The sequence below is a fragment of the Hydrogenoanaerobacterium saccharovorans genome (genome assembly GCF_003814745.1).
In the GTDB taxonomy this organism is placed as follows: domain Bacteria; phylum Bacillota; class Clostridia; order Oscillospirales; family Ruminococcaceae; genus Hydrogenoanaerobacterium; species Hydrogenoanaerobacterium saccharovorans.
In genome coordinates this window covers 277,055-284,025 of the sequence record NZ_RKRD01000003.1, presented here as the reverse complement: position 1 = coordinate 284,025, position 6,971 = coordinate 277,055, and the positions used below count along the sequence as shown (strand labels likewise).

Here is a 6,971-nt window from a genome sequence, read left to right as displayed (position 1 = left end):
TTGTAACCTGCGGGTTTATTTGCATACGATACACTATTAACCACGGGTGTATGCATCGGTACGGTCAGGTTATTGTTACTTTCAAACGGTGTTGTTTCGTCACCTTTGTAATACTCTAAGGTATAATTGAGCTTTAGGCTATCGTCTTTTGCATAATAAACCTTAATTACATTGTTCGATGAAGTTACGGTAAACGGAAGTTTTGTTGATTTCTCTTCATCCAGCTTGTAGCCTGCGGGTTTATTTGCATACGATACACTATTAACCACGGGTGTATGCATCGGTACGGTCAGGTTATCTTTATAAAACGATGTTGCTGCATTATCCTTGTAATACTCAACTGTATAATTGAGCTTTTGGCTATCATCTTTTGCATAATAAACCTTAATTACATTGTTCGATGAAGTTACGGTAAACGGAAGTTCTGTTGATTTCTCTTCATCCAGCTTGTAGCCTGCGGGTTTATTTGCATACGATACACTGCCCACTGCCGGTGTATGCATCGGTACGGTCAGGTTATTGTTACTTTCAAACGGTGTTGTTTCGTCACCTTTGTAATACTCAACTGTATAATTGAGCTTTTGGCTATCGTCTTTTGCATAATAAACCTTAATTACATTGTTCGATGAAGTTACGGTAAACGGAAGTTTTGTTGATTTCTCATCCAGCTTGTAGCCTACGGGTTTATTTGCATACGATACACTATTAACCACGGGTGTATGCATCGGTACGGTCAGGTTATTGTTACTTTCAAACGGTGTTGTTTCGTCACCTTTGTAATACTCAACTGTATAATTGAGCTTTTGGCTATCGTCTTTGACATAATAAACCTTAATTACATTGTTCGATGAAGTTACGGTAAACGGAAGTTCTGTTGATTTCTCTTCATCCAGCTTGTAGCCTGCGGGTTTGTTATCCGGTACGCCATTGGTATCAACTGTTGGTGTATGATAAGGTACCGTACTGTTATAATCTAACTCTTCTTGGTGCTCACCATCGAAATAATATCGCACCGTATAAGGCAATGTAGCGGATGTATCCTTTGTATAATAGAGTTTTAGAGTATTTTGACCATTTGCCTTAACAAGAACGCCATCAACAGGGTCTTTACTGTCGTATTTCCATCCTGTAATCAATTTTTTAACGGGAACTGCACCATTTTCTGTTCTTACCAGTGAATCCTCGGTTAGAACTGTTCCGCTGACGGTTTCTCCTGTTAAAGAGTCCGCAATTTTATTTTTAGTATTTTTATCGTAATATTCAACATTTACAGTGGAGGATACGGATTGAGATTTAATAAATTGAACTTGGAGCTGATCCATTGCACCGCCGCCATTATAATCCTCAACAAAAACATCAATTGTAAAACTATCCCCAGCCTTTGCATCTGGATAATTGACAAATAAACTCTCGCCAATATTATTAATGTCTGCATTTGCATACCATCCATCGGTATGGGACAAGTTACGGTTCATCGTCTGCCGAGCCAGAGTACCTTTACGCCCCCGATAACTAACAATTCCGCTCTGGTTCGATGTCCCTGTCCAGAAAGAAAGGTACTTCATGCAGTTGTTATTATCAATGTCCTCTCCCTCTTTATACAGAAAAATATATATATTATCATTAATAGGTACAATATTTCCGCCGTTGATGCCGCTGTATCTGCTCTGAGCTACAGAACTGATTCTAACAGAATCAGTAGCGCTGTAACCCTGTGGAACCTCGAAGGTAGCACGAAATCTGCGGATATCAGTGTTGGTATACTCATCTTTATACTCCCAATCGAACCATTCTTTTTTATATTTACCTGTAGAAAACCTTTTCCAAGATGCATAATTGTGGCTCGGTTTATTACCGCTAGTGAGATCGTAATATGCACCTCTATCCCAAACATTGCTGGTTTGGCTATAAGAAAGGTTTTTCACATCAGCCCAAGTAAATGAGTTTTTTTCTATTGCATTACGATTAATTCCATGGTTTCTAACATCATTATAATGATTAACCTCTGTGTAAATAATTCCACTGGGCGCAGAATATTTATCGTCGGGCGTGCGCCCCCAAGTTAAATTGGCATCTGTTACCGTTCCCGGCTTGATTGTATCAGACTCCACCGCGAAGACATTCATGGGTATCATGGTTACAACAACCAGCAACGCCAAAAACATAGAAGTCACTTTTTTCAGTTTCATAGTCTACTCTCCTTTATATGGGATATAAGTATTTTTTCTAGTTTATAACGCGCAAACGGGGATTAATCACTTTCTGTTGGGTCCGTCTGCGTTTTTTTTTCATCCTCTGCAGTAAGCACACTGTCCATCAGCTTAATCATTTCTAAGGTGCTACGGTAACGCTGCGTCTTTTTGCCTTCTGCCCATGTGATTGTACCTTGCCAGCTGGAATTTTGCCTAAACTGAACTTGTATTACAAATGTTGCTTTATCACCTGTGGTATTTTCTAAAAACATATCATCCAAATCACTTTCAGCCTCTCTTAGTCGAAATTTTTTCTCTTTTTTTTTATCCACAAACGTTCGATACTCATTGTATGCCTGAGGATAACCAGTCTGATCAAAAAAGGCGTCCATTTCATTGATTAGGGTAAACATGTCTGTAAAAGCGATTGGTTCCACGAGGTAACGATTGTAAATTTCACCGCGAGGTTCACCGTTTTCATTGGTATGGATACATACCAATGACTTTGATGAATCAATAGTATTTTGTTTTATTGTTTCAATTTTCATTTGAGTCACCTAATTTGCCTTGTACTATCTCTATTATTCCATGCATTGGTGATGCGACAGTAATAAATCAACAAATAAAACTACTAAAATCTGTTTTTTATAAATTTTTTTATAATGTATGCAATAAAAAAGGCTCTGCATGTAAACATGCAGAGCCTTGCTGTTAAAAACTATTTTTGGATTTTTTTAGCCATTAAATCGGGGGATGTACTGTAAGTAATCGCATCCTTTGCAGAGATAGCCCCTTTTTTGTACAAATCAAAAATATCTGAATCCATACTTTTCATACCTTCTGCCGCAGATGAAAATATGACTGTATCAATCTGATGGATTTTGGACTCACGAATCATATTACGTATTGCACCGTTGCAAAGCAAAATTTCGAATGCTGCTACAACCCCGCCATCCACAGTTGGGATAAGCTGTTGAGAAACTACTGCCTGCAATACCATAGAAAGTTGTATACGGATTTGCCCTTGCTGGCTGGGTGGGAATGCATCAATTACTCGGTCGATGGTATTTGCTGCCCCCACTGTGTGGAGAGTAGAAAACACAAGGTGCCCCGTTTCAGCCGCAGTCATGGCAATGTTGATAGTTTCATAATCACGCATCTCACCAAGCAATATCACATCGGGCGACTGGCGTAACGCAGCACGCAGCCCTGTTACGTAATTTGCCGTATCGGTAGGGATTTCGCGCTGGCTTACAATGCTTTTTTTATGCCCGTGCAAATATTCAATCGGGTCTTCAAGGGTTATAACATGGGCATTGCGCGTATTGTTGATGTAATCGATCATACAAGCAAGCGTAGTGGATTTACCGCTGCCTGCAGGGCCGGTTACCAGTACCAGCCCCTTTTTTCTTGCGGCAAGGCCGAGTACAGAATCAGGGATACCCAGCACTTTTGGATCAGGTAAATGAAAGGTAACCACGCGGATGACGGCTGCCAAAGAGCCACGCTGCATATAAGTACTTACACGAAAACGAGAGACTCCTTTGAGCGAAAAAGAAAAGTCATCATCTCCGCAAGAGAGAAAATGATTGGGGTTTCTCCCCCCCGCCAACTCGTAAATACCTAAAATCAGCTCCTTAGCCAACTCCGGGCTTAGTTTTTCATCTGACTGATCAAGGATATGATTATTGATTTTATAGCAAAGAGCACGTCCGGATACTATAAAAATATCCGATGCGGCTTTATCTACAGCTTCTTTTAAAATTGAGATCAGTTCCACAGTCTTTCCCCTTTATGTCATAGATTGGGCAGGTTGCTGATTCCCGCCAGGTTCGTTTCGATTTGGTTGTGCTGCTCTAGTATAGGTTGTACTTGCCAACACAGGCGTTCGGGAGAACTTTGCGACATTCCGTTGGCATCTAGCGCAATACCAAACTCCACATGCAAATTTTTCCGCTCATTTATCGGCACATCATAACTCAGCACAAAATTATTTTCGGGGTTCTTCATCGGTTTATTTGTTCTTTTTAGGTAATCCTCTTTGCTTACGCAGGTAACTTGCATATCTAAAAGTTTATCGTCGGTTAGCAAATTATCTGTCATTCCGGTGCTTTGCAACGCCTTGTGCAAAATCTGCAAATATTCCTCGGCTTGTGCATCAGCCATATAGTATTCGGTGGTAGCTTGAGTGGCCTTTTGGGTTAATTTGTAATCAGCTTTTGCCGATACAAGCGACAGCGTAGCAAATGCGGTAAGGCACAGTACCACAAATATGACCAAAACTGAAGAACTGCCAACACTGATACCGGTACCGTTTTTTCTACGGCTCATACCTCCGCCACCCCCTCATTGAATGTGTTTTATCTAATATAACGTTTTACTTCTACACCATAAATTGTTTTTTCACCTTTTTTTATTGCTACATCGGCATGCAGCATACCGTTATTATTTTGTTTTTGTGTAACGCAAAGTTGATAACAGGCGTCTTGCTGATGTACAGTGGTATTCCAATTTTCATCGTAGTAAATTGCTATTTTACCATCTCGCAGCGGTGTTTTAAGCAATTTAGCAAGCTCTTTTGTATCCCCTTGTGCTTTTTTTACGCTTTCTGCAACGGTTTGTACTTGTATTACCGCCAAATTAAGTTCTTTGCTTTCAACACCCAGTAGATGAGCGTTAACAAATAAGTTTGCACAAATTGCACTTGTAATTGCAAAAAATAAAATAATAACGACAAGTTCTATCAGGAAGAGACCTGATTTAGGCGTTCTGTGAATACTCATATGCCGGCTCACCTCCATTATTAATCAATCGGCGGAACATCGAAGAGCCATCTTTAACACAGCAACCTTTCCGTCCAAATCCGTTGCTGTGAGGCTTATCATACCTGGTATGTCCTGTTCTACCTGCAAGTTTTCAATCTCCATAATCGGCTGCCCGTCCGCTGCCTCTACTTTTGTTCCCGCAGCAACCATAACTTCACGCAACATCCCATCGCTGCTGTAAATCCATGTTTGATAAGTGGACTTTCCCACCGTTTGTTCCAAAACCAATGCGTCTTTGCCATCAATACTTTCTATCTTAATCCCGTTTGCAACATCGTTTTGCCTAATTTTTTCGGCAAGGTACGAAATAGAGGTGCGTGTATTGTAGTTTTGCGCCATGCCCGCTGCCGTTTGTTTATACACATTCGCCCCCATAAGCACCACCAAAAGGGCAGAAGCTGCAAACACACAAAATAAGGCTAATGTAAACAGCAAGTCTGTCACATGTCCTTTTTCTTCCATCCCATCCGTCACCCCTTTGCTTTTGTTCTACTTACGGTTCAGCGTCCCCAATCGGGAAAACAGAAATCTGCGGTAACAGGTTTGCACCAATACTTTGATAATGATATACATACTTTTCTCTATCCAAAGCCAAACCGTAGTTTTGCTCCATATAATCAAGGCTTTGGGGGTATTGCCCCTCTAAAGCATAGCACTGCACCGCTGTGCGCCGCAAAGCCTGCTCGGCAGACTTTAACTGTTGTGCCTCTGTAGTTTTTGAGATATTAGCCAGCCCCGTCATGATAAAAACAACAAGTGCCCCAAAAAACAGGATAGGCAGTGCCAACTCGCGTACAGCAACAAAATCTCGCTTTTTATATGTAAAGGCTTTTGCCATAGAAAATGCCTCCCATCAATTTATAATGTTAGCCAATCGATGACATAATGCCCATCAGCGGCAGCATGACTGAAAGCAAAATCATACCCACAATAATGGAAAGAACCGCTACCAAAGTAGGCTCCAACACCGAAATGATGTTGGAAATATGGGTATCAATTTCGTCTTCGTAACGCTGTGCAATTTTTTTCATAACCGTATCTACCGCGCCTGTTTTAAAACCCACCGCAAGCATACTTGCATACACGCCTGAAAAAACGTTAATCCTCGTCAATGCATCCGAAAACGAGGTGCCGTCTTCCATCAGCTGTTTAAGCATCTTAATTTCGCCTTTTGTCTTTTCGTTCTCTACCAGCTGGCCTGCCATATCAAGCGAGCTGTCGGTGTCCAACCCGCTGGAAAGCATGAGTGACATCGCCGACGCAAACCGCCCGGCAGCTATTTTAGCCGACAGCCTGCGTGTCAACGGCAAAGAACCGGTAAAACGCGAAAGCGCAGCTCTGCCCCTTTTGGTTTGTTTTAATATTAACGCAATTAATACTAAAATCAATATTACCGCAACAATCCACATAGAATAGCGGCTGAGCACTGCACCAAAGTTCATAATACTCTGCGAAAATGCAGACATCTCACTGCCAAGCTGCCGAAATACCTGATTGAAAATAGGCAGCACTTTTACAACCAATACCCCAATTACAACCGCCATCATTGCTATCATTACCATAGGATAGGTAACAGCGTTTTTGATGCTTTTATTGATTGCCTCGTTGCGCTCATAGTAAGCGCAAAGCGAATCCATCACTTCATCCAATCGGCCCGATGCCTCGCCGATTCCCACCATATCCACCACATATTTGGGAAAGCAGCCGCACTGCTCCAGCGCAAAAGCAAGCGTACGGCCTTCTTCGATATGAGACAGGATAATATGCAGAATCTCTTTGCCTCGGCCTTCGCTGCTGTCGCCAATCATAATCGAAATGCCCTCTCTTACTGAAATGCCCGCTTTTATAATAAGCGCCAACTGGGCACAAAAACCGGAGATTTCACTGGGGGATAGCTGCCTTTTGCCCTTTTCTGCTGCTGTCATATCGTCATTCCTCCATACAAACGGTGAAA

At 41.6% G+C, this 6,971-nt stretch carries 8 protein-coding genes; all 8 read right to left on the bottom strand.

Annotated elements, in window-relative coordinates:
• Positions 1-2,189: hypothetical protein (locus EDD70_RS13585; protein WP_148087271.1), on the bottom strand; the 2,189-nt coding region annotated here is incomplete at its 3' end.
• Positions 2,190-2,251: 62 nt separating this feature from the next.
• A complete protein-coding gene (locus EDD70_RS15160) occupies positions 2,252-2,740 on the bottom strand; it encodes a hypothetical protein (protein WP_242943185.1) in 489 nt (162 codons plus the stop codon).
• Between the two features lie 170 nt (positions 2,741-2,910).
• Complete coding sequence (locus tag EDD70_RS13575) at positions 2,911-3,972, bottom strand: type IV pilus twitching motility protein PilT (protein ID WP_092756267.1); 1,062 nt, start codon at positions 3,970-3,972, stop codon at positions 2,911-2,913.
• Between the two features lie 17 nt (positions 3,973-3,989).
• Entirely contained in the window at positions 3,990-4,523 is a 534-nt protein-coding gene (locus tag EDD70_RS13570) for a hypothetical protein (protein WP_092756265.1), read from the bottom strand.
• A gap of 29 nt (positions 4,524-4,552) precedes the next feature.
• Entirely contained in the window at positions 4,553-4,975 is a 423-nt protein-coding gene (locus EDD70_RS13565) for a hypothetical protein (protein ID WP_092756263.1), read from the bottom strand.
• A gap of 24 nt (positions 4,976-4,999) precedes the next feature.
• Positions 5,000-5,479, bottom strand: coding sequence for a DUF4860 domain-containing protein (locus EDD70_RS13560; RefSeq protein ID WP_092756261.1), 480 nt, complete (start codon positions 5,477-5,479; stop codon positions 5,000-5,002).
• Positions 5,480-5,510: 31 nt separating this feature from the next.
• Positions 5,511-5,855, bottom strand: coding sequence for a hypothetical protein (locus EDD70_RS13555; RefSeq protein ID WP_092756259.1), 345 nt, complete (start codon positions 5,853-5,855; stop codon positions 5,511-5,513).
• Positions 5,856-5,883: 28 nt separating this feature from the next.
• The gene (locus EDD70_RS13550) at positions 5,884-6,942 is read right to left on the bottom strand and encodes a type II secretion system F family protein (RefSeq protein ID WP_092756257.1); all 1,059 of its coding nucleotides are present in this window, start codon (positions 6,940-6,942) and stop codon (positions 5,884-5,886) included.
• Between the last annotated feature and the right edge of the window lie 29 nt (positions 6,943-6,971).

What these genes read in the sequence shown, in the direction of transcription:
- EDD70_RS13565 (WP_092756263.1), bottom strand. Translation starts at nt 4,975, where the DNA reads ATGAGTATTCACAGAACGCCTAAATCAGGTCTCTTCCTGATAGAACTT.
- EDD70_RS13550 (WP_092756257.1), bottom strand. Translation starts at nt 6,942, where the DNA reads ATGACAGCAGCAGAAAAGGGCAAAAGGCAGCTATCCCCCAGTGAAATC.
- EDD70_RS13560 (WP_092756261.1), bottom strand. Translation starts at nt 5,479, where the DNA reads ATGGAAGAAAAAGGACATGTGACAGACTTGCTGTTTACATTAGCCTTA.
- EDD70_RS13570 (WP_092756265.1), bottom strand. Translation starts at nt 4,523, where the DNA reads ATGAGCCGTAGAAAAAACGGTACCGGTATCAGTGTTGGCAGTTCTTCA.
- EDD70_RS15160 (WP_242943185.1), bottom strand. Translation starts at nt 2,740, where the DNA reads ATGAAAATTGAAACAATAAAACAAAATACTATTGATTCATCAAAGTCA.
- EDD70_RS13555 (WP_092756259.1), bottom strand. Translation starts at nt 5,855, where the DNA reads ATGGCAAAAGCCTTTACATATAAAAAGCGAGATTTTGTTGCTGTACGC.